The following is a 23,931-nucleotide window of genomic DNA, read 5'->3' as shown; positions in this document are numbered from 1 at the left end:
GTCGTCGTCCGGGGGTGGGCGCCTGCTCGCAGGATCCCGCGCCCGGTGCGGCCTAGGCTTGTCGAATGGCCGATTGGAAGTACCCGGTGCGCCGCGCGCGCACGAGCGATGTCCCCTTCATCCAGGAGCTCAGCGAGCCGCTCGTGAACGAGCGCATCCTCCTGGGCAAGGACCGCGTGGTGCTCTACGGCGCCGTGCAGGAGTTCCGCATCGCCGAGGACGGCCACGGGACGGCGATCGGCTGCGGTGCGCTCCATGTGATGTGGGACGACATCGCGGAGGTGCGCACCCTCGCGGTCGCGCACGACTGGCTCGGGAGGGGCGTGGGCCACCACATCCTGGAGCGCCTCGAGAACGACGCGCGCGAGCTCGGCCTGAAGCGCCTGTTCTGCCTCACCTTCGAGGTCGACTTCTTCGCCCGCCACGGCTTCGAGCCGATCGGCGAGAAGGTCGTCGACCCCGAGGTCTACGCCGAGCTGCTCCGCTCTCCCGACGAGGGAGTCGCCGAGTTCCTCGACCTCGCCCGGGTGAAGCCGAACACGCTCGGCAACACCCGCATGCTGAAGACGCTCTGACCGCCGCCACGTCGTAGCCTGTCCCGGTGACTCCGCCGCCCCGCCGCCTGCCCTCCCGGGTCTACCGGCGACGCCGCGCCGGAGTGCTGCTCGCGCTGGTCGTCATCGTCGCGGGCCTGGCGGTGGTGCTGTCGCTGCTCCCGCGGATGACCGGCTCCGACGCCGCGTCGAGCCCCACGCCGACCGTCGTGCTGCCGACGCTCTACCCGACCACCTCGCCCGGTGCGACGCCCGGCGCCGCACCCGCCTGCTCGGCCGACTCCGTCGCCGTCACCGCGGTCACGGACGCCACGAGCTACGCGCCCGGCGAGGATCCGCAGCTCTCGCTCTCGCTGGCCAACATCTCGAGCACCGACTGCGTGATCGACGCGGGCACGAGCAAGCAGGTCTTCACGATCACGAGCGGCTCCGAGCAGATCTGGACCTCCACGGACTGCCAGACCGGCGCGGCCGATCTGCCGGTGCTCCTCCAGGCGGGCCGCTCGGTGATGGGCAGCGCGCTGACGTGGGACCGCACCCGCTCCTCCGCCGACACCTGCTCCGGCGGACGCGAGGCGGTCGAGGCGGGCGGCGCCGCCTACAACCTGTCGGTGTCGGTCGCCGGCATCCCCTCGGGCTCGCCCACGCAGTTCCTGCTCCAGTAGTCCGCCCGGGGGACGTGCCGGGCGTGCGTCGGCGCGTAGCATCGCAGGCATGTGGGGGCTGCTCGGCACGATCCTGTCCGCCTCGACCGGCCGGGCGGGGGTGGTCGCGCGGCGCGCGGCGGCCGTGGCCCTCGCGGTTCCGCTGCTGGTCGGCGGGGCGGCGGCGCAGGCCGTGGCGGCTCCGCAGCCCGTCGCGGGTGTCGTGCGCGCGGATGTGGACGGCTTCCGGTTCTCGGAGTACTCGGCCGACTTCCGCCTCGACCGCGACGAGGAGGGCCGCTCGACGCTGACGACTGTCGAGACCTTCGTCGCCGAGTTCCCGCCGTCGCAGAACCGCGGCATGCAGCGCGCGATCCCGCTCGACTACGAGGGGCACCCGACCGACGTCGACCTGGTGTCCGTCACCGACGGCGACGGGGCGGCGCGGCCGGTCGACTCCGAGCGCGAGGACGGCTTCCTCCTGGTCACCAGCGCGGCGGACGAGTTCGTCAGCGGCAGCCAGACCTACGTCTTCACCTACACGCAGCACAACACGACCCTCCCTGGATCCGGCACGCGCAGCGGCGAGGACGAGTTCTACTGGGACGTCAACGGCACGGGCTGGCGCCAGTCCTTCGACCGCTACGACGTGCGCGTCGAGCTCGCCGGGTCGCTGGCCTCCGCCGCGACGGGGACCGTCAGCTGCTACCGGGGACCGGAGGGCTCGACGACGCCCTGCCCGATCGGCCGCGACGGCGCGGTCGTCACGGCAGCGGGGGAGTCGCTGGCTCCGGGGGAGAACGTGACCGTGGCGATCGGCTTCGCTCCCGGGACCTTCACGCCGCGCGACGACCGCTACCTCGCCTCCGGCTGGTCCTGGGTGCAGTTGGGCGGCCTCGCCGCGGTCCTGATCGGCCTCGCGCTCGCCGTGCACCGCCGCCGGACCGTGCTCCGCGACGCTCCCGGCCGCCCGACCGTCGTCGCCGAGTACGACCCGCCCGCGGAGGGGCTGTTCCTCTCCGCCGCGCTGCTGCGGAAGACGTCGAAGGCGCCCGCGGCCGGACTCCTGGACGCCGCCGTCCGCGGTCTCGTGCGCATCGAGGAGACGGGGGAGGGGCGGAAGCAGGAGTACGCCGTGCGGGTGCTCGACCCCGCGACGACGCCGACGCGACGCGCGGGACGCCCGCGGCCCCTCGCCTCCGACGACCGCGAGTTCCTCGACATCGCCCTCGGCCGGGCGCCGGGGACGGTGCGTGAGCTCTCCGGCAAGGACAAGGAGTTCGGCAAGGCCGTCGGACAGTTCCGGACCGCGCTGGGCAACCGGGTGACCGAGGCGGGACTGAAGAAGGCCGGGACGATCGGCGGCAGCGTGCTCGTGATCGTCCCGCTGCTGCTGGGTGTCATGGCCGCCTTCCTGGGCGCGATCCTCCTGATGACCGGCTCCTTCGGCGGAGCGCTCCCGCTCGTGCTGATGCTGGTCGCGATCGTCGCGGCCGTCGTCGGGACGATCCTGGTCTCGAGGGTGCCGCTGACGGCCGCGGGTGCGGAGCTGCGCGACCATCTGCGCGGGCTCGAGCTGTACATCCGCCTGGCCGAGGCCGACCGGATCGCGATGCTGCAGTCGCCCCGCGGGGCGGACCGGCGCACGGTCGGACCGGTCGAGGTGGTCGAGGTGACGGAGCGCCTGCTGCCGTGGGCCGTGCTCTTCGGTCTCGAGAAGGAGTGGTCGGCGGAGCTCGCGTCGGCCTACGAGCGCACCGGCGAGGAGCCGGTCTGGTACTCCGGACCGAACGGCTTCCACGCGGCGGCCTTCGCCGGCAGCGTGTCCTCGTTCTCGTCGTCGACGTCGAGCTACGTCGGATCCTCGTCGAGCTCCTCGAGCGGCGGCGCGGGCGGTGGCGGCAGCTCGGGCGGGGGCGGCGGAGGCGGCGGCGGAGGCGGCGTCTAGGGGCAGGCTGCGACGGGCGGCCGCGGCGGATCGGACGCGTGCGGTGGTCGCGGGGAGCCGTCGGGAAGTGCCCACGGAGCCGGTGTTCGCCTCCGGTGTCGATGCTCGACGATGCGGTGGACGGGGGCACCCGCGGCTCCGAGCGGTGGACGGGCGCCTGTGCAGCGTGCCGGGGACGCGGCCGTCAGTGCGTGGGAACCCGCTCCGGACGGATGCGCTCGGGAACGGGGACGAGCGCGTGGGTGATCGCGCTTGAGAGGGTGAAGGCGCTGGAGTCGAGGTGCGAGGAGTGCCCGAGTCGTGTCGCTTCGGAGGCGCGCTGCTTCGCTCCTGAGGCGGGCCGGATGTCTCCCGAGAGGCTGATCTCGCCGAACGCGGCGATCCCGGGCCGCAGCGGCGTGTAGGCGTGGGCGGAGGCGATGGCGACCGCGATCGCCAGGTCCGCCGCCGGCTCCATGAGCTTCACGCCGCCGACGGTCGACACGTAGACGTCGCAGCGCCGCAGGGGGATGCCCGCCTGCCGCTCGAGGACCGCGAGGATCATCGCGACCCGGGACGCGTCGACTCCGTTCGTGACGCGGCGGGGGTGCTCGCCGTCGTTCGCAATCACGAGCGCCTGGATCTCGACGGGGAGCGCGCGGCGTCCCTCCATCGCGACCGTGACGCAGATGCCCGGGGTGGGGAAGCGGGTGCGGCTGAGGAACAGACCGCTCGGGTCGGGGATCTCGGCGATGCCCTCGGCGGTCATCTCGAAGCAGCCGACCTCGTCCGTCGGGCCGAAGCGGTTCTTGAGCGAGCGGACGAAGCGCAGCGCCGTCTGCCGGTCGCCCTCGAAGTGGCAGACCACGTCGACCAGGTGCTCGAGCAGGCGCGGCCCCGCGATGGAGCCGTCCTTCGTGACGTGTCCGACGAGCACGAGGGGGAGCGCCCGCTCCTTGCAGACGCGGATGAGGGTCGCGGCGACCTCGCGGACCTGGCTGGGACCGCCGGGCAGGCCGTCGACGGTGTCGCTCGCGACCGTCTGCACCGAGTCGACGATGAGCAGGTCCGGCCGGACCTCGTCGATCTGGCCGAGCACGGTGGCGAGGTCGGTCTCGGCCGCGAGGAAGAGGCTGTCGTGCATCGCGCCGGTGCGCTCGGCCCGCATGCGCACCTGCGCGGCCGACTCCTCCGCGCTGACGTAGAGGACCCGCTGGCCCTCGGCCGCGGCGCGGCTCGCGACCTCGAGCAGGAGGGTCGACTTGCCCACGCCGGGCTCTCCCGAGAGCAGCACGACCGCACCGGAGACGATCCCGCCGCCGAGCACGCGGTCGAGCTCGCCCACGCCGGTGGGGCGGTGCGCCGCCGACGTGGTCTCGATCTCGGTGATGGGCCGCGCGATGCGGCCGGCGGCCGGAGCCACAGCGGCGACCGCGCGGACGAGGCCGGTGCGCTCGGTGCTCTCGATCACGGAGCCCCACTGCTGGCACTCGCCGCAGCGGCCGACCCACTTCGCGGTCGTCCATCCGCACTCCGAGCAGCGGTAAGGGGCGGTGCGCGTCTTCGAGGAGGCCATGAGGTCCTTTCGGGGCGGAGGAGGGGGACGAGCGCGACGCTACGGGGGACCCCCGACACAGCCGCTCGTTCGAACGTGTCTTCGACAGTACAGTCCACCACCGACGCCGCGAGCGGGGCGCGCCAGGCCGGGGGAGAGGTCTCGTGGAAGCCGTCTATGGAGGAGCGTCGTCGCGGGGGAGCGGAGGCGGAGGATCGCGCCACGGAAGACGACGCCGCCCCGAGCGCCGCCCCGTCGGCGTCGGACGTCTGCGGGAGACTGGGGGACATGCCCTCGACAGTGCACGTCCTCAAGTCCGGCCGCCCGCTCGGAGTCAGCTGGTCCGGCCCCGAGGGCGCCGAGCGGGTCGTCGTCCTGGCGCATCCCGCTCCCGGCTCCTCGGACCTCGACCCCGACCCGGAGGCGACCGCGCGCCACGGGGTGCGCCTGCTCTCGTTCGACCGCCCGGGCTACGGCGCCTCCTCCCTTCTGACCGACCTCGACCCCGCCGGAGCGGGCGTCGGAGCCAGCCCCGAGCAGGCCGCCGCCGACATCGCCGAGTACCTCGCGACCGTCGGCATCGCCTCCGTCAGCGTCGCCGGCTGGTCGGCGGGAGGCCGCGTGGCCCTCGCGCTCGCCGCGAACTACCCCGGCCTCGTGGAGCGCGTCGCCGTGATCGGCACGCCCGCTCCCGACAGCGCCGTGCCGTGGGTCGGCGACGAGAACCGCGCCGAGCTCGCCCGCCTGGCCGACCTCCCGCTCGACGAGGCCGTCCGCTCGCTCACCCGCACCCTCGAGGGCGCCTTCGGCCCGACCCCCGCCCCGGACGCCCTGCTCGGGATGCTCGGCTCCGGCGACGCCGACACCGCGGTGCTCGAGACCCCCGGCGTCCGCGAGCGCCTCTCGCGCATGCTCGAGCGCGCCGTCGCCCAGGGCGCCCTCGGCATGGCCGCCGACCTCATCGGCTACGGCGTGCAGGAGTGGGGCTTCGCCGTCGAGTCCGCCGAGCCGCCCGCGCTCCTCCTCTACGGCGCCGAGGACGCGGTCGTCGGCCGCCGCCACGCCGAGTGGTACGCCGCACGGCTGCCCGACTCCCGCCTCGAGGTCGTGCCCGGCCGCGGCCACCTGCTCGCGATTCCGGAGTGGGACCGTGTGCTCGGCTTCCTCCTCCCCGCCTGATGGCGGCCCGTCCTCTCGATTGGCGCGACTTCCGGCCGTCGCGTACACTCGACCCCGGTACCGTGTCCGAGCGGCCGAAGGAGCATGTCTCGAAAACATGTGTGGGCTTGCGTCCACCGTGGGTTCAAATCCCACCGGTACCGCCAACGAGAAGGCCCCCCGCTTCCACGGAAGCAGGGGGCCTTCGTCGTTCTCGGCGTCGTGCGGCGGTCGCGACGTGCGGGTCAGCCGGCGCGGAGCAGCCAGGAGCCGCCGGCGCGCAGGGCCCGGTACAGGCGCCTGACCGCGTGGTCGGCCTCGGCCGAGCCGACGTCCGAGAAGGAGCCCGCCCCGCCCCAGAGCCCGAGCGCGTCGGCGGCCGCCGCCCGGACCTCTCGGCGGGTCGTCGCTCCGGCGAACATCTCGTCGAGCCGGTCCGCGACGCGGGCCCGCGCGCCGTCCTGCTGCGACCGCGCGACGTCGCGCACCTCAGCGACGGCCGCCGTGATCTCGGCGAGCACAGCGGGGATCGTGCGGTCCATCCTCCTGAGCCTAGGAGCGGGAGCGCGAGCGCTGCGAGGCGGCGTGGGTCAGGAGCGTCGCCACGACTCCGACGAGCACGCCCAGCGCGGTCTCGAGCGCCCGGTCGCGCAGCAGCACGAGCTCGTCGACGGGATGCGCGAGCTCCACCATGAGGATCGCGAGCGGAGTGACGAAGGCGAGGGTCAGGCCGTAGTTGCGGCCGACGACGAGCTCGGCGGTCATCTGGAGGAGCACCACCACCACGATCACGGCGAGCGGGGAGAGCGGCAGGGCCAGGAGCGCGGCCGCGATCAGCACTCCGACGATCGTGCCGAGCATCCGGTGTCCCGCGCGCACGAGCCGGGCGCCGGCGTCCGCTCCTGAGACGGCTGCGACGGCGGAGACCATCGCCCAGTAGGGGTGGCCCAGGCCCGTCGCGGTCGGGACGGTGCCCGCCACCAGGACGACGGTCCCGAAGCGGAGCAGGGCGGCGCGCGTCGCCGGACGGGCCGCCGCTGCGCGGAACGAGGTGCGCCACGGCGTCGGGGCGAGGCGGCGTGCGCGGGGGAGCGCGAGACCGCTCAGGCCGACGACGAGCGAGAAGGCGGCGGAGCCCGCGGCGAGAGCGACGGCGAGCGGGATCCGCGAGGGCTCGGACGGGACGGACGCGCACGCCGTGACGGCGAACACCGGGAACAGCGGGCCGGGCGGATGCCAGTGCAGGGCGTCGCTGAGATAGGCGGCCGCGACGGTCACGGCGACCACGACGGGGATGATCAGCCAGTCGCGGTGAGGAGAGAGGGAGACGACGGTGCCGAGGGTCACGGTGGTGACGAGGAACGCGGCTGCCGACAGCTGCATCAGCAGGCGCGGCCGGTGCGTGTGCTGGCGTCCGTAGAGGGCCGTGAAGGCGCCGAAGGTCGCGTAGAGGGCGAGATCGGTGCGGCCGAGCGCCCAGAGGACGAGCAGCGGGACGGCGATCGAGACGCCGGCGCGCAGGGCGACGCGATGGGCGCCGGCGTGCGGGCCGAAGGCGAGGAGCTCGCGGGGGTGGGGCAGAACGGGGGTGGCGGCCATCGGGTCCTCTGATCGGGGTCCGAGCGGCGGCGGCCGGAGAAGTGTTTCACGGGTGAAGCAGATATACTTTACGTGTGAATCAGTCTGAAAGCCAGCCGGGCGACGCGGTCGACGAGATCAGGGCGGGCTGGGCGGTGCTGCGGCCCGAACTCGACACCTCCGCCGTCGACGTCGTCGGGCGGGTGATCCGCGCCTCCGCGCTGATCGTCCGGGCGACGGAGGAGCTGCTCGCCGCCCACGGGCTGACCCGAGGCGAGTTCGACGTGCTCTCCACGCTGCGTCGCGCCGGCGCTCCGCAGTCGCCGACGACCCTCCGGACCATCGCCCTCGCCTCCGCTCCCGCGATCACCAAGCGCGTGCACTCGCTGGAGCGGCGGGGCCTGGTGCGGCGGGCCGCGAACCCGGCGGACGGGCGCGGCTCGCTCATCACGCTGACTCGCGAGGGGGAGGAGCTGGTCGACCGGGCCTTCCCCGAGGTGCTCGACGCCGAGCGGGCGCTGCTCTCGGGGGTGCCCGCCGATCTGCGGGCGGAGGCGTCGCGCTCGCTCCGCGCGGTGCTCGCGAGCGTCGAGGCCGCCGCGAGCCGGTGACCCGCGCGGGGACCGCGAGGCGGCGGGCGCTCGCTACCGTGGTCCCATGCGCCTGACCTCGAGCTTCACCGTGCCGACGCGGCCGCCGGTGCTGCAGCTGGTCAAGACGGCGGCGGCCACGGTCGTCACCTGGCTCCTCGCCGGCGTTGTCTTCCCGGGGACGCTGCCCGTCTTCGGCGCGATCGCCGCGCTCCTCGTCGTCGCGCCGAGCATCAACCAGTCGTTCTCCAAGGCCCTCGAGCGCTCGGTCGGCGTCATCATCGGCGTGATCGTCGGATCAGTGATCGGCACGGTGCTCGGCGGCGAGAGCATCATCGTTCTCCTCGCGATCGTGGCCGCGATCGCCGTCGGGTGGGCCGTGCGCCTGACCCCCGCCTCCGCGGTGCAGATCCCGATCAGCGCGATGCTCGTGCTCTCGGTGGGCGCGGTCACGCCGAACTACGCGCTCGACCGCATCCTCGAGACCCTCCTCGGCGCGGCGGTGGGAGTCGTCATCAACGTGCTCATCGTCCCTCCGGTCGTGCTGGCACCGGCCGAGCGGGCGATCGGAGACCTCACCGCTCAGCTCGCCGCCGCCCTCGACGACCTCGGCGACGCCCTCCAGGCCCCCGTCCCGCGACGTCGGCTCGACGAGCTGCTCATCAACGCCCGGCTGCTGCAGACCATGCAGAGCAAGGCGGAGGAGGCGATCGCGACCGGCGAGGAGTCCCTCCGCCTCAACCCGCGCCGCTCCGCCCACCGCGACCGGCTGCTGGCCCTCGACTCCGTCGTCCCGCGGCTGGGGCGCATCGTGACCCGGGTCCGCGGCATGACGCGGACCGTGCACGACCTCTACGACGACGAGCTCGTCGGGGAGCCGACGATCGCCGACATCGCCGTCCAGCTGCACCGGGCCGCCCACGATCTGCGGCTCCTCGTGCAGTCCTCGGTCGACGTTCCCGAGCCGGAGGCGATCACGGACGAGCTGCCCGCTCTCACCGCGCCGCTCGTGATCGCGACTCCGCACCCGCAGCACTGGATCCTGCTGGGGGCGCTCGCCGAGGACCTGCGGCGCATCCGCGAGGAGATCGTCGGCGCGGAGTCCTGACGGGCGGGCGCCGAGTGGCGTCGGTGAGAGGGCTGCTCTTGCTGCGCTCGGCGTCTCACGCCGCGCGACGTGCGGGTGGTGGCGGCCTGCGGTGGTCAGCCGTCCTGCTCGCCGTCCTTCCTCGGTCCGCCGCCCTCGACGAGTTCGCCGTCGCCCGGGTCCGGAGCGACCTGGTGCAGTGCCTCGGGATCGCTCGCCTCGGCGTGGAGGGTCTTGCCCTCGGCGATGAGGGAGTCGTCGTCCACGAGGATCCCGGCCAGCTCGGTGATGCGTCCCCGGAGAGCGCCGATCGGGTCCTCGGTGGGCGCGTCCTCCTCGGCGTGATCGACCTCCGAGTCGGGGTAGCGGCGGAGGGCGGCCTCGTCCCGGTCGGGCCGCGGTGCACGGGCGTGCTCGACGCAGAGGCGGGCGACCTCCTCGGCGTGCGCGTGCATCACGGAGTGGGAGGCGTCGGGGATCTCCCAGGCCCGCGCATGCGGCATCGACCGGGCGATCTCCTCCGCCCACTCGCGCGGAACGAGCCGGTCGAACTCGCCGCGGATGACGAGGGCGGACGCGCGGATCCGGGGGACGGTCTCCTCGATCCGGTAGTGCATCATCTCGGGCAGCACGCGGGAGAACCAGCGCGGTCCGCAGAGGAGGTAGGCGCCCGCGGCGAGGATCGCGACCTTGAGGGGCTCGCGGACGCTCGACTGGGCGAAGCGGAGCGCGGCGGTCGGGAGGCGGCGCTCGTGCCGGTTCATCACGGGTCCGAGCAGGACGATGGTGGTCAGCTCCGGACGGCGCGCGGCGAGCTCGGCCACCACCTGCGTCCCCATCGAGTGGCCGAGGACGACGGGATCGTCGAGGCCGAGCTCGTCGATGACGGCGCCGACCAGCTCGGCGTAGTCGCCGATGTCCATGCGCCGCGCGTCGATCGGGTGCGGCACGCCGCCGAAGCCCGGCAGGTCGAGAGCGTGCACCGGGCCGAACTCGTTGAGCGCGGGCGCGAGGCGCTCGAAGTACGTGGCCGCGACTCCGATCCCCGGCACGAGGACGAACGTGCGCTCGCCGTCGCGCCCCACTGTGCTCACCCGCGCCCAGACGTCGCGGTGGTGCACGCGCTGGACCGAGACGTCGGTGCTGCGGGTGCGGCGGTGAGGATCCCGCCCCCGGGAGCGCGTGGTCGCGAAGACGTCGCGGACTCCGCGCCGGAGAGTCGTGGCGAGAGTGGGGAGGAGGTCGCTCGGGCGGAGCACGGGGCCTCCTTCGATCGGGGGAGTCGGTCGCTGCGAGCCTAGGCGCTCGCCGCCGGGCTCAGATCAGCATGTCGTCCGACCTGTGGAGGATCAGGCGGGCCGGCCCGGTGTGGAGGACGCCGTTGGTCAGGGGGGCGGTCCGGACGCCGCCGCGCCTCCGCATCGCCCGGAACGCCCCGGGGGCGAGCACGACGTCCATCCAGGCGCAGGGGTTCGCCGGTCGTCCGCCCTGGAACTCGATCCGCTCCCCGCCCTGCTCGATCGCGAACGTGCGGCCGGCGAGGGCATCGACGTCGGCGCCGCGGACGATGATGTTGCGGCGGGCGTCGGCGGGGTCGAAGGGCCCTGCGCCGAGCTCGGCGGCGATGTGCTCGAGGGTCTCGACCGCGAAGAGCGTGATCGCCGCGGGGCGGTGCGCGCGCTGGGCGAAGAAGCGGTCGCCGACGATGCCGAGGCCTGCGCGGATCTCGATCCGCTCGGGCTGCTCGTTGCCCTCGGACGGCACCGGGCCATCGGCGGGGCGGCCCTCGTAGCGGTGCAGCGGAGAGACGACGAAGCCCACGAGCTCGATCGCGGCGGCCTCCATGAGCCCACGGTACGCCGTGAGGGGGAGCAGCGGCGTCCGCCCGTCGGAGGCTCTGCGAGGCGCTCCGGGACACCGCGACGGAGCCTGGGTCCTCGTGGCTGCGGCGGCGTCCCGAGAGGGAGCCGTCTGCGCCGCCGCCGCCGATTCGCGGAGGGGGCTCCCGGCATGTATAGTCGTACCTCGTTGCGTGCGCCTCTGGCCCACGCGATGGACTGCGCCCGTAGCTCAACGGATAGAGCATCTGACTACGGATCAGAAGGTTGGGGGTTCGAATCCCTCCGGGCGCACTCTGGTTGAGACAGAGCAGAACGGCCCGCTTCGGCGGGCCGTTCTCGTTTTAACGGTCGCTCGTTCCGGTGGCTGTCGGCGTCGGTCTCCCGGTGAGTGCAGGGCGAGGGAACAGCCGGTTCTCCGCCTCGCAGGACGCCTCTTCGCGCCGTCGACGACGTCGACCGTCTTCCGCCCGCATCCGCGATCAGTCCGCGCCCGTGCTCGCGATCAGTCCTCGCAGGCTCTGCGATCACCCGTCGCGAGCACGCCGCTCGGCTCTTCTCGCGCGCCGTTTCCTCCTCCACAGCGCCCATCTCGCGCCGTTCTCCACGGATGCAGCCGTACCGGCCGCGATGACGTCGAACCGAGCAATACTCTCCTTCCGTGGGGCTGAACGGTCGCCGCCGACGCAGTGCGCTCGGTCGGCAGAGGAGAGGACATCGGATGAGTCGAACGGAACAGTCGGGGCAGGACGAGCGCGGACGACCCCGAGCGCGGACGGCGCGAGCGCTGGTCGGCACGACGGCGGGCTGCGTGCTCGTGAGCGGGCTGCTGGGCGGAGGCCTCGCGCCGCCGCCCGCCCTCGCCGCCGACGGTCCTCACACGACGATCGAGAACACCCTCCTGCAGGGAGGCGCGACGAACGCCGGAGTGACGACCGTCTCGGCCTGGGTCCAGAAGGGCGAGACGCTCCGGGTGGACCTCCACCCGCTCCAGGCGGGCTCGGGCGCCGGCGAGGGCGAGACCGGCGGCGGTACCGCCCGGGTGACGGCTCCGGGCGGAGTCGTCCTCGACGAGCAGGACTTCGCGCCCGGAGCGCCGCCCTCGGTGTCCGCCGGCGGCTCGTTCGTGGCGGACGAGACCGGCGTCTTCCAGATCCGGGTGTCCGACGACGACGTGACGGCGCCGGTGAACCTCGTCTGGAGCATCGGCGTCCAGGACGCGCGGGGCGCGGCGGTCGCGGGCCGGGTGTGGTCCGACTCCTATGCGATCCAGTCCGGGGCGAAGGAGTCCTACTCCTCGCCCGAGGAGCGGCGCTCGTCCTTCACGCTCCACGCCGTCACGGAGACGGGCGCCCGCTACGAGCTGGGGCTGCGCGGCTACGACGGAGTCGCCTCGACGGTCCAGGCCACGAACAAGGGCAATGTGAAGGTCGGGTCGTCCGATCCGTCCTACCTCTCGGTCCCCATGCCGCAGTCGAGCGAGGCGAGCGGTATCGGGGCGCAGTACGTGCAGGCGTCCGGACGCTCCGGGATCGACGGCCTGCAGACCTACAAGCTCTTCCTGGACCCGCCGTCGTCCGACCTGCCGGAGTCGATCGCTCCGGCCTACCGTGCGCCGACGATCGAGGGTCTCGCCTTCCGCCGGTCGTCCGCGGGCTCCGACGCGGGCACGCTGACCGGCGTCCTGGGGACGCAGCCGGGCACCGTCGTCGTGGACGTCGATGCGGACGGGGACGGCTCCTACGACGGCGAGCGCGACGTGCACCTCACCCGGATCGCGGGGACGACCGGTCCCTTCTCGGTCGACTGGGACGGACGGGACGCGAAGGGCGGGACCGTCGACGTGACCGACCCCGACGTCACCTTCCGCGCCTCCATCGGCCGCACGAACGAGTTCCACTTCACGCGGGTCGACGCCGAGACGTCCGCCGGCGGCGTGTCCGTCGTGAGGTCGACCGGCGGCGGCGACGACCCGTCGACGGTGCACTGGGACGACTCGCTCCTCGCCGGATCGAACTCGGAGCGGTACTCCGGCACCTCCGCGGTGACGTCCGGCGACGGCGGCACCGACTCATCCGGCGGGGTGCACCGCTGGGAGGGCGACGACTCCGGGCGGGGCCGCATCCCCAACGCCAACGACTCGGTGCACGGCTCCTACGGCGACCTGCGGGCGATCGACGACTGGGCCTACGGCTCGGACGGTGCGGTCGCGGTCGCACGCCTCGATCCGCTCGCGCCGCACGTGACCATCGCGAAGACCTCGTCGGTCGACTCCGCCACTCCGCTGCTCCGCGGCGCCCGCGTGCCCTACCGGCTGACGCTGACCTCGGACGGGACCGGGGACTACTCCGACGCCGCCGTCATCGACTACCTCGACAAGGGCGTGCTCGACGACGCCGAGCTCGACTCCGGCTCCCTCCGCGCCTCGCAGGGCACGGCCACGATCGATGCAGAGACGGGCCGCATCTCCTGGGCGGCCGGCAGCCTGCCGGTCGGGGCGACGGCCGAGCTGACCTTCGACGTGATCGTGACCGGCGAGGGGGACCGCGCGCTGACGAACACGGCCTGCCTCGCCGATGCGCCCTTCGCTCCCGCCTCGTCCGGCACGGGGACCGACGCGAACCCCTGCGCCACCGTCCCGCACGACATCGGCGAGGGGTCGCTCCTGATCCGGAAGACCGCGTCCCAGGCGAGCGCCGAGCACGGCGGCACGGCGGGCTTCGACATCGTCGTGGCGAACACCGGAACGGTCGACGCGACGGACGTGACCGTGACCGACGTCCCGACGCTCGACCACCTGCTCGAGGCGACCATCGAGAACGGCGCCGGAGGAACGCAGCCGGCCACGGAGCCCGTCACGGGTCTCGACATCCCCGCCGGCGGCCAGGTGTCGCTGCACGTCAGCGGCCGGGTCGCCGACGGGTACGACGCCGCGACCCTGCCCAACCGCGTCTCGATCACCCACCAGCCCGAGGGCTTCGACCCGCCGACGGTCGAGAACGCCTGCGCTGACGATGCGACGTCGTCCTGCGCCGAGATCCCGGTGCCGCCCGTCGAGGGAAGGCTCTCCATCGAGAAGACGGCGATCGGGAATCAGGTCGACCACGGCGGGCGTGCCGGGTTCCGGATCGTGGTCGCCAACGAGGGGGCTAGGCCGGCGGACGGGGTGACCCTCACCGACATCCCGGAGCTCGCGCACCTGAGCGACGTCACGATCTCCCGGGACGGCGGCCCGGCGTCGTCCGACCTGACTGTCGAGAACCTGTCTCTGGCCCCGGGAGCGTCGACGACGTTCACCGTGACCGGACGGGTCGCCGACGGCGTGGACGCGTGGACCATCCCCAACCGGGCACGCCTGACCGAGGTCCCGGAGGGCTTCGATCCGACGACCGTCCTGCACCCGTGCGCGGACGACGGCGGAGCCAGCTGCGCCCAGGTGGCGGTGCCTCCGGTCGGACTCGTGCCGACGGTGCTCGCCTCGACGGGAGCGGCGGCCGGGCCCCTCGCGGCCGGAGCCGGCGCTCTGCTCCTGGCCGGCGGCGCTCTGACGGCGCTGCGCCGTCGCTCGACCCGCACCTCGTGAACCGGAGCCCGGGCCGCTGCAGCGCGGCCCGGGCTCCCGGACCCTCTCCTCGAAAGGCACTACTGCATGACCGAGCACGGCCTCCCGTACCGCATCACCGAGCGCTTCCCTCTCTCCGATGGACGCGTCGGTGTCAGCACCTGGTGGTCCGCCGACCCGGAGCAGCTGGAGCAGCAGCTCCGCACGCGCTCCGGACATCCGCATCCCGAGAGGGAGCCGGTCCGGAGACTGCACCTCGCGACCGCGACGATCGTGCTGATCGAGGAGCGGACCGCTGGAGGCTTCCGCCGGCTCGACCCCCACCTCCGAGCCCGCACCGATCCGCGCTGGCGCCGGGCTCTCCTGCGGTCGCGCAGGTCGGCCCGGCTCCGACGGGTCATCGGTCCGCGGGACCTGCCGAGGACGGATCCGCCGGTCGAGGTGTCACGGCACGTCGATCCGACACGTCGAGTGTGAAGGAGGCGGGCGGAGAGCTCGGCGCCTGATGCGCGGTGAGGGTCTCCCCGCAAGGACGCCGTCGGGTCAGGCGGCTTCCTCGAGGTCGTCCTCGACCGCGACGGGCGCGTCGACCGGGGCGCACGGGGGAGCGGACTCGGCCGGGGGCGCCGAGGCCGCGATGCGCGAGCGCTCGAGCCCGGCGAGGAGCACGGCGAAGGCCTCCTCGAGCTCGGCGGTGTCGCGGAGCAGGACGCGCTCGCCGCTCGTCGGGTCGAGGCGGACCGTCCGGTAGGCCGGGCGGGGGAGATCGGAGACCAGGGTGATGATGCCGAGGACGACGCCGCTGCGGCGGGCGCGCGCGGTCCAGCGGTTGGCGTGGGTGCGGAGAAGGATCATGACCGGGGCCGTCCTCGGTGACGTGGTGCAGGAGCGGGGGGAGGGGGGTGTCGCTGGCGGTGCGGGGATCCTCTCGAAGCTTGCTGCACGAAGGGCCTCCGCTTCCTGTGCTTGACAGCAGAGCCGAGCAGCGGTCACCGGCGCCGGGCGGCCGCCGCGGCGTGCAGGGCCCGCAGGAACTCGGGGACGACCGGGTTCCCGGTGTCGCGGGCGAGCACACCGATCTCACGGCTCGCGCCCGGATCGTCGATCGGGATCTCGCGGACGTCGTCGTCGACCGAGGACGGGCTCGGCGGCAGGATCGTGAGTCCGAGACCGGCTGCCGCGAGTCCCCGGGCGGCGCGGTAGTCGCCGACCTCGAACGCCGGCACGGGGTCGCGGCCGTCCACGGCGAGCAGCCGCCGGGCCGACTCGTGGAGGCCGTAGCCGGGCGCCAGCATGATCAGGTCGAGGCCGCGGAGGTCCTCGACCGTGACCGAGCGCCGCGAGGCCAGCGGATGACGGGGGTCCACGACCGCGAGGAGAGGCTCCGAGTAGAGGGTCGTCGTGGTGGTGCCGGGGAGATCGGGCGGATCCGCGACGATCGCCAGCTCGGACTCGCCCTCCGCCACGGCCCGCAGGCAGAGGGCGCGGGAGCCGTGACGGAGCCCGAAGCCGACCTGCGGCCAGCGGCGGCGGAACCGGCGGATCACATCCGGCACGAAGCTCTCCCCGAGGAGTGTCTGGAAGGCGAGGTCGATCCGGCCGTGCTCCACGTCGCCCGCCTGCCGCACCTCCGCGAGCCCGGCGCGGATCACCGACATGCCGTCCTGAGCGGCCTCGGCGAGACGGGTCCCCGCCTCCGTCAGCACCACCCCGCGGCCCTCCCGGCGGACCAGGGGAGTGCCGACCAGGGCGGACAGCCGGGCGAGCGACCGGCTCGCGGTCGGCTGCGGGATCCCGAGCTCGGCGGCCGCCGCCGTGACGCTCCCGGTCTGGGCGACCGCGACGAGCAGGGGCAGGAGGCGGAGGGTCGCGGGCCAGTCGTCGGACACGCCACCACCCTAGATCCGGACATGACCAGAACGCATGAACAGTACGAGAAAGGACATTAGTCATGCAACCGCAGGCGGTCTACCGTCGGAACCATGAGCACCGCCGCACGCACCCGACCGATGCGCGCAGCGGCACCCTTCTCGCAGCGGCGGCTGACCATCGCCCTCCTCGCCGCCGGAGTAGCGACCTTCGCCGAGCTCTACGCCGTGCAGAGCGTCCTCCCGCAGCTCGCGCGGGAGTGGGCCCTCGCCCCGTCCGACGCCGCGCTCACCGTCTCGGCCGCGACCCTCGGACTGGCGCTCTCGGTGCTGCCGTGGGCCTCGGTGGCCGAGCGCATCGGACGGCTCGAATCCATGCGGATCGCGGTCCTCACGTCCGTGGTCCTGGCGCTGCTCGCCTGCGTCGCCCCGACCTTCGAGCTCCTCCTCGTCCTGCGCTTCCTCGGGGGAGCGGCACTGGGTGCCGTCCCGGCCCTCGCCGTCGCGGCGATCCACGACCGGGTCGGAGGCGCCGGAGCGACGGCCGCCGCGACGGCGTACGTCTCCGGGACCACGATCGGCGGTGCCGCCGGACGCCTGCTCGCCGGACCGCTCGCGGCGGCGCTCGGATGGCGCGGAGCCCTGCTCGTCGTGACGGCCGTCTGCGCGGCGGCCGCGATCGTCTTCGCGGTGCTCGCGCCCCGGGGCGGCGGCGCGCGCGAGGCGGCCCCCGGCGGCTGGCGAGGGAAGACGGCGCAGGTGCTCCGCGATCCGATGCTCGTCGCGATCGCGCTGCAGACGTTCCTCGCGGTCGGCGTGTTCGTCGCGGTCTACAACTACCTGGCGTTCCGGCTCGAGGCGCCGCCGTTCGCGCTGGCGCCCGCGCTCGTCTCCCTCCTCTTCGCCGCCTACCTCGCGGGAACCGTCTCCTCCCGGCTCGCGGGGAGATGGGGGCCGCGGATCGGTCCCCGCCTCGTCATGCGGATCGGCGTCGCCCTGATGATCGTCGGACTGCTGGTGATGCTCGCCGAGAACGTCGCCGTGGTGATCGCCGGACTCCTCGTCTTCACGGCCGGCTTCTTCGCCCTGCACGCGACCGGCGCCGCCTGGACGGGAGCGCGGGCGGCTCCGGCACTCCGAGGGCACGCCGGTGCGGTCTACACGATCGCCTTCTACGCGGGCTCGGCCGCCGGCGGCTGGCTCCTCGGCCTGGCCGTCGGAGCCGGTGGCTGGCCGGCGCTGACGGCGGTGACGATCGGCCTGCTGCTGGTCGGAGCGGGGATCGTCAGCCTCCCGTCCCGCACCACCGCGGCCGGGCGGTGAACCCCCGCCTCCGCCGACCGAACCCCGAGCTCCGCCCGGCACCTCCCCGCAACGGGCGAGGTGCGACATGATGGCCCGACTGCACGAAGCGGGGGACGGCATGGCGCGGAGAACCGGAGCGGACGGCTCCCCACGCGAGAGCGGCGGAACGGGCGAGGGCGGCACCGACCCGCGCTACCACGCGGGCTTCCAGCGCGGCTACGACGGACGCGGCGCCGAGCGGCGTGGCAGCGGCGAGGAGCGCCTCCGCTCCCCGTTCCTGTCGGGCGGGGCCGCGGGCACCGGGCGATCGGCCGGCCGGAGAGGCGGCGCGTCCGCTCCCGAGCACGAGGAAGCGTGGTCGGTCGGCGGTCCGACGGGCTCCCGAGTCTCCGGCCGACGGACAACTCCGGAGCGCGCGAGAGCGGCGGTGCGGGCCGTCCCGACACCCGCGGAGCCGACCGCGCCCCGACCCGCGGAGCCGACAGTCCCATTCCCGACCGAGCCGACCGTCCCGCTCCCCACCGAACCCGACTCCGCTCCCGGCGACGCGGCACCCGACTCCGGTGACCGTCGCGACGCGACCGACGCCGACCCCCGCCCCGCTGTCTCCACTCGCCGCATCGCCGGAGCCCTGGCGGTCGTCGGCGCCGTGAGCGTCCTCGTCGGACTCCTCGCCCTCTGGAACAGCTCCCACAGCTGGTACGACTACTCGCCGTCGCAGAGCGCCTTCGGGCCCGAGCAGTACCTCCGCGTGCTCAGCGACAACGCGATCGGACCGTTCCTCACCGTCGGCCTGATCGCGCTCGGCCTGGCGGTCGTGGTGCCGCTGCTGAGGGCTCCCGGCCGATGACGCGGGTCCGCCTGCTCTGGGCCGCCGCCATCGCGGTCACCGTCGTCCTCTGGGCCGCAGTGCTCGCGCTCCCGGTCGTGGTCCTCCTGCTGCCGAACCAGTACCAGGGCGACTCGATCACGGTCCCGCCGGAGCTCTACGTGCGGCAGGCGCTCGCGATGGTCGCACCGCCGCTCCAGACCGCCGCCCTGGTGATGCTGGGGGCGCTGATCGTCGTCGCGGTCGCGCGGCGCCCGCCGGCGAAGATCCGTACGACGGAGGCGGCGAGCGGCTGGGACGACGCCGTCCTCCTCGACCCGGACGGCCGCGAGCAGCGCGGGACAGGCCCCGCAGGCCGCTGAGCAGACGCTGCTGCGTCGGAATCCACCCGCTCCTCCCCGGTCGGAAGCCGCTCCTCCGGACGCACCCGCCCCTCAGGCCGGCAGCAGCTGGAACCGCTCCCGCGCCGCCCCGCCGGCGACGAGGTCCGCGAGCAGCTCGCCCAGGACCGGTCCGAACGTGAAGCCGTGCCCCGAGAACCCGGTCGCCAGAGTCACGCGGCCCACGCGGTCGATCACGAAGTCCTCGTCGGGCGTGCTGTCGTAGAGGCAGCTGATCGGAGCGGCGCTCGCCGCGTCCACGCCCGGGATCCACTCCGCGACGTAGCCGACGAGGCGGGCGAGCGCTCCGGGCTCGGGCTCGAAGGTGCGCTCGTCCGGATCGACGACGACACCGGTGCTGTGCTCGCCCACCTTCACCCCGACTCCGGGCGTCGCGAGCCCGTAGACGACCGGCAGGCCGGCGCGGTGGTGGGCGAAGCTCGGCCACGAGTCGAGGGGCAGGTCGGTCGCGAAGTGCGCGGGCTGCTCCTGCGTGACGCGCAGCGGAGGGAGGCGTCGACCGGCCGCGCGGACGAGACCCTCCACGAGCGGCGGCGTCCAGGATCCACCGGCCACGACGACCGCGTCCGCGTCGAGAGCGCCGTCGGTGGTCAGCACGCGCACGTCGTCGCGCGCTCCTCGATGCCCAGCACCCGCGTCCGCGTCCGGAGGACGGCGCCGCGTCCGAGGGCGGAGTCGAGCATCGCGTCGATCGCGGCCGCCGCGTCGAGGCGTCCGCCCTCGGGGTGCAGCAGGACGTCGGTCTCGAAGCGGAGTCCCGGCCAGCGCCGCTATGCCTCGTCCGCTTCGATCCGCACCACGGGGGTCCCGTCGCGCAGGAGGACAGCCTCGACGGCGGCCAGGACGGCGGGGTCGCCGTGGTCGATCGCGCCGACCGGGTGCAGCAGGCGGCGGCCGGTCTCGGCTTCGAGCCGTGCCCAGGCGCGCCCGACCCGTCCGGTGAGGGCGCGGTAGTCGTCCTCGAGGTAGCCGCGGCGGAAGATGCGCGTCTCGCCGTGGGACGAGCCGCGGTCGTGACCCCGCTCGAACTGCTCGACGAGCACCACGCGATCACCGCGCTCGGTGAGGGCGCGGGCCGTCGCCGCTCCGACCAGGCCGGCTCCGACGACGACGACCTCTCGGGTCACGGGGTCTCCCGGGAGGCGCGGCGCACGCCGAGCAGGACCACCAGGCGGAGGAACCCGACGAGTCCCATGCCGATCAGTGCGGCGATCAGCATCAGCACGGCGACACCGGCCACCCAGGTCGTGTCGCCGGTCACCGACTGCGCCGCGAACTCGGTGCAGAACAGCGCCAGCCCGGCGTAGCTCAGAATGAGGACGGTGATCGTCCCGGGGCGGCGGAGGCGCTGCGCCGGCGTCCGCCAGAGGGCCGGCGGCTCGAGCCAGCGGCGCAGCAGCCGGATCACGAGAGTGCCGACCAGGCCGAGGAAGCCGGCCGCGATCAGGATGATGCCCGCGCCGCCCAGCCCCGACGCCTCGACGCCGGCCAGCTCGAGGGCGATCCCGATCGCGACGCCGACGGCTCCTGCGCCCCCCGCGATCATGGCCGCCCACACCCCGAATCCGCCGCGGAGGACGCTCTCACGCTCGGGACGCGACGGTTCGGCGTCCATCGGACGCTGCTGACGCGGACGGATCGGCGCAGGAGGAGCCGACGACGGCGCTGCTGCCGGAGCGGCCGCGGCCTCGGACACGCCCCAGACCGGAGCGGCGTCCGGCGTCTGCGACTCGATCACGTTCTCGCGCACCGGCACGTAGCGCAGCGGCGCGTCGATCCGCACCTGCGGCCGCCCGCGCACGACGATCGTCGCCCCCAGGTCGGCCCCGCGCTCCAGCGCGACGGGTCCAAGCAGGAGCCCGACCGCCGGATCGATCCGCCACGCGTCCGACCGGGGAGCCGAACCGTACCACTCCGCCGACACGGCCCCGCCGAGATCGACCGAGATCGGCCGCCCGTCGCTGTAGCTCGTCACCGGCACGAGCGACCGGCCGGAGTTGCGCACCCGCGCGCCCACCCGCCACCAGTCGTCCCCGGCGTGCGTCAGCCGCACCTCGACGTCGACCAGCGACGCCGGCACCGCCCGCCGCCGTCCGATGACCACCGCGACGACCGCGAGCCCGGCGATGACCAGCCCGCCGAGCAGGCCGACCACTCCGATGAAGATCTCCATGGGAGCAGTCAAGCAGGCGCGGGTCGACGACGCGGGCGCGACGAGGTGGCCTCCGGGAGGCTCGATCCCGGCCGTCGACGCTGTCGCTCCGCGCGGCCGCCCCCTGTTCCCGACCCTCCGCCCGACCGTCGAGCCCGGAGCGGGCCACTCCGCATACTGAGGAGGCGCGTCGCGTCGACCGCATCGCGGGTCTCATCGCAGGAGGGTCGATCATGCGCCACTGGCTTACGTTCCCCGTGCGCCGGCGCCCTCGTCGACGGGCCGGTGCGATCCTCGCTCTGCTGGGAGCTGCGGCGCTCGCCGTCGCCGCCGTCGCGCTGTCGGACACGGCGGGAGGAGGCGGACCGGAGGTGGTGTCCTCCTCGGCCGGTGCTTCTGCGGCGTCGAGCAGTCCCGCTGCTCCCGCGCCGAGCAGCCCCTCGGCGGACGTCGAGCCGTCCGCTCCGGAAACGGAGCCGTCCGCTCCGGAAACGGAGCCGTCCGCTCCGGAAACGGAGCCGTTGGCTCCGGAAACGGAGCCGTCCGCTCCGTCCCTCGCGACGCTGGCCGCTCTCCCCTCGGTCGAAGGCCCCGCCGCCGTCCCTTACGACCGCGACCTCTTCGGACAGGCGTGGTCGGACGTCGACCGCAACGGCTGCGACACCCGCAACGACGTCCTCGGCCGCGACCTGCTCGCCCCCGTGTTCAAGCCCGGCACCCGCGACTGCAAGGTCCTCACCGGCACCCTGATCGACCCCTACGACGGCGCCTCGGTCGCCTTCGTCTCCGGGACCGACACCTCCCGCCTCGTGCAGATCGACCACGTCGTCGCCCTCGGCTGGGCGTGGCACCACGGCGCCTGGTCGTGGACGGACGACCAGCGCCTCGCCTTCGCGAACGACCCCGCGAACCTCGTCGCCGCGTCCGAGCAGACCAACCGCGCGAAGAGCGACGCCGGCCCGGGGGAGTGGCTGCCACCGGCCGCGGAGCTGCGTTGCGGGTACGTGGAGCAGTTCGTGGCGGTGCTCAGCGACTACGGGCTCGGGATCGATGCGCGGGACCGGGCGGCGTCGGAGGCGGTGCTGGCGGGGTGCGGGTATTGAGGGGGAGAACCTCTTTCCTCTGATGGAGGGTCGTCCCGACGCCGCAACAGCGGCAGGCGTGACCGCAATAGCGTCGTTCAACTCTGCGATAGTGAGTAATGGTCTCTTCTGTGACCTCTCTTCTGGGATACATGCGGCACAAAGTTCAGCACTTAGGCAATATGAGTAACTCTGTCGCTAACACGAGTACATCTCGACAGAACGTGCTCCGAGCATTCCTAGTCTCGCGAGATGCCTCCCGTTACTCCCGCCACACTCTCACTTGAACTGGGCGTTTCTCAGCGTCGAATCCGAAGCCTCCTCCGCTCCTCCTACGGAACTCTTCCGGCTGAGGAATCTCGGTGGGATCTGACCGAAGCGCAGGCGGAGGCTGTCCGCTCCCGTCTGCTTCGACGAGACACCACCGAGCGTCGGTTCACCTTGGAAGTGGGCGACCAGGTCCTCCGACGTGATATTCACCGCGCATACGGAGGGCAGCAGCAGCAGGGAATCGTGACGCCGCGAGCGCTCCGTGAAATCTTCATCTTCACCGATCCGGCGAAGGGAGCTCGATACGGCTACGACCGGTTCGAGGGACTTCGCGAGGACGGGTCCTACTCCTACACGGGAGAAGGGCAGGTCGGTGACCAGGTTTTTCTTCGCGGCAACAGGGCTCTCCGGGACGCGGCACAGGATGGGCGGGTGCTTCGACTCTTCACGGTGCAGGGAACGAGCGTGACCTACATCGGTGCCTTCACGACAGGGACTCCGACCTACCGGTGGGAGATCATCCCGGACACCGAAGGGACGCAGCGACGCGGCATCATCTTCACTCTCCTGCCGCTTGCGGCGGACATCACTCGGCTGCCGACCTACGGTGGCACACAGGAGTCCGCCGCCTCGCTCGGCGACTGGACGCCTCCCGAGCACTCCGACATCGTCATCGCGGGTGCGGATGTCAGCCCTCTCGATGACCGGGTCGTCTCCCGAATCGAGTTCGAGCTGCAGTCCGACTTTGGGCTCTGGCTGACCGAGAACGGCACGCCGCCCAGTCGTCTGACGCTCCCGGTCGGCAGCTCACGGGTCGAGCCGGACCTCTACGTCCGATCGAGCGGCTGGATTGTCGAAGCCAAGAAGTCGACCGCCCGGTCCTTCGTCCGCATGGCCATCGGGCAGGTGCTCGACTATGCCCATCTTGCGCAGCGCGAGGGCTACGCGGCAGTCCCCGTCATCCTGCTTCCCGGTCGCCCGGAAGAGGACATGCTGGATCTCATCCGCAGCCTCTCGATCATCACAGCGTTCAGGTCTGACGAGGGCTTCGACCTCATCGATCCGTAGAGGAAAGAAGCCGAACGGCCGGCAGATCGGGGTGGGCCCACTCCAGTCCGGGGAGTTCGCTCGGAAGGAGCCAGAGGAGTTGGTCGTGGTCGGTGCTCTCCGTGGGGCGTGGGCCACGAACCACGGCTCGGAAGCAGTGCAACCGAATGGTGAGAGCGCCGACCTCCGTTTCGTCTGACGTCAGCTTGGGGCCGACCTCGATCTCCACGCTCAGCTCCTCGCGGATCTCCCTCGCGAGGGCGCCTTCAGCCGTTTCGCCAGGTTCTCTCTTGCCGCCGGGAAATTCCCAGAGCCCGCCCGCCGCCTTGTCCGCCCGCCGACGGCAGGCGAGAATACGGCCGCGATCGCTGATGACCGCCGCAACGACGTCGAGAGTGTCCACGTGTCCATCATGCCGACACCGGTGCAACGACCGCCCTATACGCGATGGCCGTGCGCACCCCCCCTCTTTGACGCCCCACCC

The 23,931-nt window shown here is 73.3% G+C and carries 24 protein-coding genes and 2 tRNA genes; 15 read left to right on the top strand and 11 right to left on the bottom strand.

Translation table 11 applies throughout. From position 1 onward, the window contains the following. The first annotated feature begins 65 nt into the window (after nt 1-65). From C5C49_RS03650 to C5C49_RS16840, 3 genes are read left to right on the top strand one after another with little or no spacing between them, the layout of a single operon-like run. The gene (locus C5C49_RS03650; protein WP_104269138.1) at nt 66-575 is read left to right on the top strand and encodes an amino-acid N-acetyltransferase; all 510 of its coding nucleotides are present in this window, start codon (nt 66-68) and stop codon (nt 573-575) included. A gap of 26 nt (nt 576-601) precedes the next feature. Then, nucleotides 602-1,219 (top strand): hypothetical protein, encoded by a 618-nt coding sequence (locus tag C5C49_RS03645; protein ID WP_104224088.1) that lies wholly within the window; start codon nt 602-604, stop codon nt 1,217-1,219. A gap of 49 nt (nt 1,220-1,268) precedes the next feature. After that, complete coding sequence (locus C5C49_RS16840) at nt 1,269-3,146, top strand: DUF2207 domain-containing protein (protein WP_181135696.1); 1,878 nt, start codon at nt 1,269-1,271, stop codon at nt 3,144-3,146. Nucleotides 3,147-3,330: 184 nt separating this feature from the next. On the opposite strand, the gene radA is transcribed toward C5C49_RS16840, so the two are convergent. After that, on the bottom strand, nt 3,331-4,701 hold the full coding sequence (gene radA, locus C5C49_RS03635; RefSeq protein WP_104224086.1) for a DNA repair protein RadA: 1,371 nt from the start codon (nt 4,699-4,701) through the stop codon (nt 3,331-3,333). Between the two features lie 267 nt (nt 4,702-4,968). Here radA and C5C49_RS03630 point away from each other — a divergent pair, with 267 nt between their 5' ends. Beyond that, on the top strand, nt 4,969-5,859 hold the full coding sequence (locus tag C5C49_RS03630; protein ID WP_181135695.1) for an alpha/beta fold hydrolase: 891 nt from the start codon (nt 4,969-4,971) through the stop codon (nt 5,857-5,859). 56 nt (nt 5,860-5,915) lie between these two features. Continuing rightward, a tRNA-Ser gene (locus C5C49_RS03625) sits at nt 5,916-6,005 on the top strand. 78 nt (nt 6,006-6,083) lie between these two features. Here the strand turns inward: C5C49_RS03625 and C5C49_RS03620 are convergent. Together C5C49_RS03620 and C5C49_RS03615 are read right to left on the bottom strand one after the other, a co-directional pair. Beyond that, nucleotides 6,084-6,380, bottom strand: coding sequence for a hypothetical protein (locus C5C49_RS03620; RefSeq protein WP_104345439.1), 297 nt, complete (start codon nt 6,378-6,380; stop codon nt 6,084-6,086). Between the two features lie 10 nt (nt 6,381-6,390). Next, nucleotides 6,391-7,437, bottom strand: a complete 1,047-nt coding sequence (locus C5C49_RS03615) for an FUSC family protein (RefSeq protein WP_104345438.1) — start codon at nt 7,435-7,437, stop codon at nt 6,391-6,393. 74 nt (nt 7,438-7,511) lie between these two features. On the opposite strand from C5C49_RS03615, the gene C5C49_RS03610 reads away from it, so the two are divergent. Together C5C49_RS03610 and C5C49_RS03605 are read left to right on the top strand one after the other, a co-directional pair. Then, nucleotides 7,512-8,027 carry a MarR family winged helix-turn-helix transcriptional regulator gene (locus tag C5C49_RS03610; protein WP_104337356.1) on the top strand — a complete coding sequence of 172 codons (516 nt, stop codon included), beginning with the start codon at nt 7,512-7,514 and terminating at the stop codon, nt 8,025-8,027. A gap of 46 nt (nt 8,028-8,073) precedes the next feature. Beyond that, complete coding sequence (locus C5C49_RS03605; RefSeq protein ID WP_104225996.1) at nt 8,074-9,114, top strand: aromatic acid exporter family protein; 1,041 nt, start codon at nt 8,074-8,076, stop codon at nt 9,112-9,114. A gap of 95 nt (nt 9,115-9,209) precedes the next feature. Here C5C49_RS03605 and C5C49_RS03600 read toward each other — a convergent pair whose 3' ends face one another. After that, nucleotides 9,210-10,352 (bottom strand): alpha/beta fold hydrolase, encoded by a 1,143-nt coding sequence (locus C5C49_RS03600; protein WP_181069075.1) that lies wholly within the window; start codon nt 10,350-10,352, stop codon nt 9,210-9,212. Nucleotides 10,353-10,410: 58 nt separating this feature from the next. Further along, nucleotides 10,411-10,938 (bottom strand): MOSC domain-containing protein, encoded by a 528-nt coding sequence (locus tag C5C49_RS03595; protein ID WP_104248232.1) that lies wholly within the window; start codon nt 10,936-10,938, stop codon nt 10,411-10,413. A gap of 214 nt (nt 10,939-11,152) precedes the next feature. Here C5C49_RS03595 and C5C49_RS03590 point away from each other — a divergent pair. Continuing rightward, nucleotides 11,153-11,225, top strand: a tRNA-Arg gene (locus tag C5C49_RS03590). A 427-nt stretch (nt 11,226-11,652) separates the two neighbouring features. Then, nucleotides 11,653-14,514 (top strand): DUF11 domain-containing protein, encoded by a 2,862-nt coding sequence (locus C5C49_RS03585; RefSeq protein WP_104345437.1) that lies wholly within the window; start codon nt 11,653-11,655, stop codon nt 14,512-14,514. A gap of 522 nt (nt 14,515-15,036) precedes the next feature. On the opposite strand, the gene C5C49_RS03575 is transcribed toward C5C49_RS03585, so the two are convergent. Continuing rightward, nucleotides 15,037-15,348 carry a hypothetical protein gene (locus C5C49_RS03575; protein ID WP_104239290.1) on the bottom strand — a complete coding sequence of 104 codons (312 nt, stop codon included), beginning with the start codon at nt 15,346-15,348 and terminating at the stop codon, nt 15,037-15,039. Nucleotides 15,349-15,482: 134 nt separating this feature from the next. Then, entirely contained in the window at nt 15,483-16,382 is a 900-nt protein-coding gene (locus C5C49_RS03570; protein ID WP_104239291.1) for a LysR family transcriptional regulator, read from the bottom strand. A gap of 93 nt (nt 16,383-16,475) precedes the next feature. Between C5C49_RS03570 and C5C49_RS03565 the strand changes: the two genes are divergently transcribed. The 3 genes from C5C49_RS03565 (at nt 16,476) to C5C49_RS03555 (ending at nt 18,857) form a co-directional block, all read left to right on the top strand. After that, complete coding sequence (locus C5C49_RS03565) at nt 16,476-17,684, top strand: MFS transporter (protein WP_104345435.1); 1,209 nt, start codon at nt 16,476-16,478, stop codon at nt 17,682-17,684. Nucleotides 17,685-17,751: 67 nt separating this feature from the next. Beyond that, nucleotides 17,752-18,516, top strand: coding sequence for a hypothetical protein (locus tag C5C49_RS03560; RefSeq protein ID WP_146084832.1), 765 nt, complete (start codon nt 17,752-17,754; stop codon nt 18,514-18,516). Next, nucleotides 18,513-18,857 (top strand): hypothetical protein, encoded by a 345-nt coding sequence (locus C5C49_RS03555; RefSeq protein ID WP_104309378.1) that lies wholly within the window; start codon nt 18,513-18,515, stop codon nt 18,855-18,857. Before C5C49_RS03560 ends, C5C49_RS03555 begins: the two co-directional genes overlap by 4 nt. Nucleotides 18,858-18,929: 72 nt before the next feature. On the opposite strand, the gene C5C49_RS17280 is transcribed toward C5C49_RS03555, so the two are convergent. The 3 genes from C5C49_RS17280 to C5C49_RS03545 form a co-directional block, all read right to left on the bottom strand. Then, the gene (locus C5C49_RS17280; RefSeq protein ID WP_258068368.1) at nt 18,930-19,493 is read right to left on the bottom strand and encodes an FAD-dependent oxidoreductase; all 564 of its coding nucleotides are present in this window, start codon (nt 19,491-19,493) and stop codon (nt 18,930-18,932) included. 173 nt (nt 19,494-19,666) lie between these two features. Then, entirely contained in the window at nt 19,667-20,023 is a 357-nt protein-coding gene (locus C5C49_RS17275; RefSeq protein ID WP_258068367.1) for an FAD-dependent oxidoreductase, read from the bottom strand. Beyond that, nucleotides 20,020-21,069, bottom strand: coding sequence for a hypothetical protein (locus C5C49_RS03545; protein WP_104345433.1), 1,050 nt, complete (start codon nt 21,067-21,069; stop codon nt 20,020-20,022). Before C5C49_RS03545 ends, C5C49_RS17275 begins: the two co-directional genes overlap by 4 nt. On the opposite strand from C5C49_RS03545, the gene C5C49_RS16835 reads away from it, so the two are divergent. The 3 genes from C5C49_RS16835 to C5C49_RS03535 all read left to right on the top strand — a co-directional run bounded on the left by C5C49_RS16835 (nt 21,068) and on the right by C5C49_RS03535 (nt 23,468). Then, a complete protein-coding gene (locus tag C5C49_RS16835; protein ID WP_181131457.1) occupies nt 21,068-21,229 on the top strand; it encodes a hypothetical protein in 162 nt (53 codons plus the stop codon). The two genes, C5C49_RS03545 and C5C49_RS16835, sit on opposite strands and share 2 nt — an antisense overlap. 340 nt (nt 21,230-21,569) lie before the next feature. Next, nucleotides 21,570-22,151, top strand: coding sequence for an HNH endonuclease family protein (locus tag C5C49_RS03540; RefSeq protein WP_258068366.1), 582 nt, complete (start codon nt 21,570-21,572; stop codon nt 22,149-22,151). Between the two features lie 426 nt (nt 22,152-22,577). After that, entirely contained in the window at nt 22,578-23,468 is an 891-nt protein-coding gene (locus C5C49_RS03535) for a hypothetical protein (RefSeq protein WP_258060464.1), read from the top strand. On the opposite strand, the gene C5C49_RS03530 is transcribed toward C5C49_RS03535, so the two are convergent. Beyond that, entirely contained in the window at nt 23,455-23,850 is a 396-nt protein-coding gene (locus C5C49_RS03530; RefSeq protein WP_104345430.1) for a (deoxy)nucleoside triphosphate pyrophosphohydrolase, read from the bottom strand. The genes C5C49_RS03535 and C5C49_RS03530 overlap by 14 nt on opposite strands. Nucleotides 23,851-23,931: the final 81 nt, after the last annotated feature.

Source organism: Rathayibacter sp. AY1E2 (assembly GCF_002932325.1).
Classification (GTDB): domain Bacteria; phylum Actinomycetota; class Actinomycetes; order Actinomycetales; family Microbacteriaceae; genus Rathayibacter.
Note: the sequence above shows the minus strand (reverse complement) of the source record. Positions and strands in the feature narration are given on the sequence as shown.

Excerpts from the sequence above, each read along its gene's own strand:
- C5C49_RS03650 (WP_104269138.1), top strand. The coding sequence starts at position 66 with ATGGCCGATTGGAAGTACCCGGTGCGCCGCGCGCGCACGAGCGATGTC.
- C5C49_RS16840 (WP_181135696.1), top strand. The coding sequence starts at position 1,269 with ATGTGGGGGCTGCTCGGCACGATCCTGTCCGCCTCGACCGGCCGGGCG.
- radA (WP_104224086.1), bottom strand. The coding sequence starts at position 4,701 with ATGGCCTCCTCGAAGACGCGCACCGCCCCTTACCGCTGCTCGGAGTGC.
- C5C49_RS03630 (WP_181135695.1), top strand. The coding sequence starts at position 4,969 with ATGCCCTCGACAGTGCACGTCCTCAAGTCCGGCCGCCCGCTCGGAGTC.
- C5C49_RS03620 (WP_104345439.1), bottom strand. The coding sequence starts at position 6,380 with ATGGACCGCACGATCCCCGCTGTGCTCGCCGAGATCACGGCGGCCGTC.
- C5C49_RS03615 (WP_104345438.1), bottom strand. The coding sequence starts at position 7,437 with ATGGCCGCCACCCCCGTTCTGCCCCACCCCCGCGAGCTCCTCGCCTTC.
- C5C49_RS03605 (WP_104225996.1), top strand. The coding sequence starts at position 8,074 with ATGCGCCTGACCTCGAGCTTCACCGTGCCGACGCGGCCGCCGGTGCTG.
- C5C49_RS03595 (WP_104248232.1), bottom strand. The coding sequence starts at position 10,938 with ATGGAGGCCGCCGCGATCGAGCTCGTGGGCTTCGTCGTCTCTCCGCTG.
- C5C49_RS03585 (WP_104345437.1), top strand. The coding sequence starts at position 11,653 with ATGAGTCGAACGGAACAGTCGGGGCAGGACGAGCGCGGACGACCCCGA.
- C5C49_RS03575 (WP_104239290.1), bottom strand. The coding sequence starts at position 15,348 with ATGATCCTTCTCCGCACCCACGCCAACCGCTGGACCGCGCGCGCCCGC.
- C5C49_RS03565 (WP_104345435.1), top strand. The coding sequence starts at position 16,476 with ATGAGCACCGCCGCACGCACCCGACCGATGCGCGCAGCGGCACCCTTC.
- C5C49_RS03560 (WP_146084832.1), top strand. The coding sequence starts at position 17,752 with ATGATGGCCCGACTGCACGAAGCGGGGGACGGCATGGCGCGGAGAACC.
- C5C49_RS03555 (WP_104309378.1), top strand. The coding sequence starts at position 18,513 with ATGACGCGGGTCCGCCTGCTCTGGGCCGCCGCCATCGCGGTCACCGTC.
- C5C49_RS16835 (WP_181131457.1), top strand. The coding sequence starts at position 21,068 with ATGGGAGCAGTCAAGCAGGCGCGGGTCGACGACGCGGGCGCGACGAGG.
- C5C49_RS03545 (WP_104345433.1), bottom strand. The coding sequence starts at position 21,069 with ATGGAGATCTTCATCGGAGTGGTCGGCCTGCTCGGCGGGCTGGTCATC.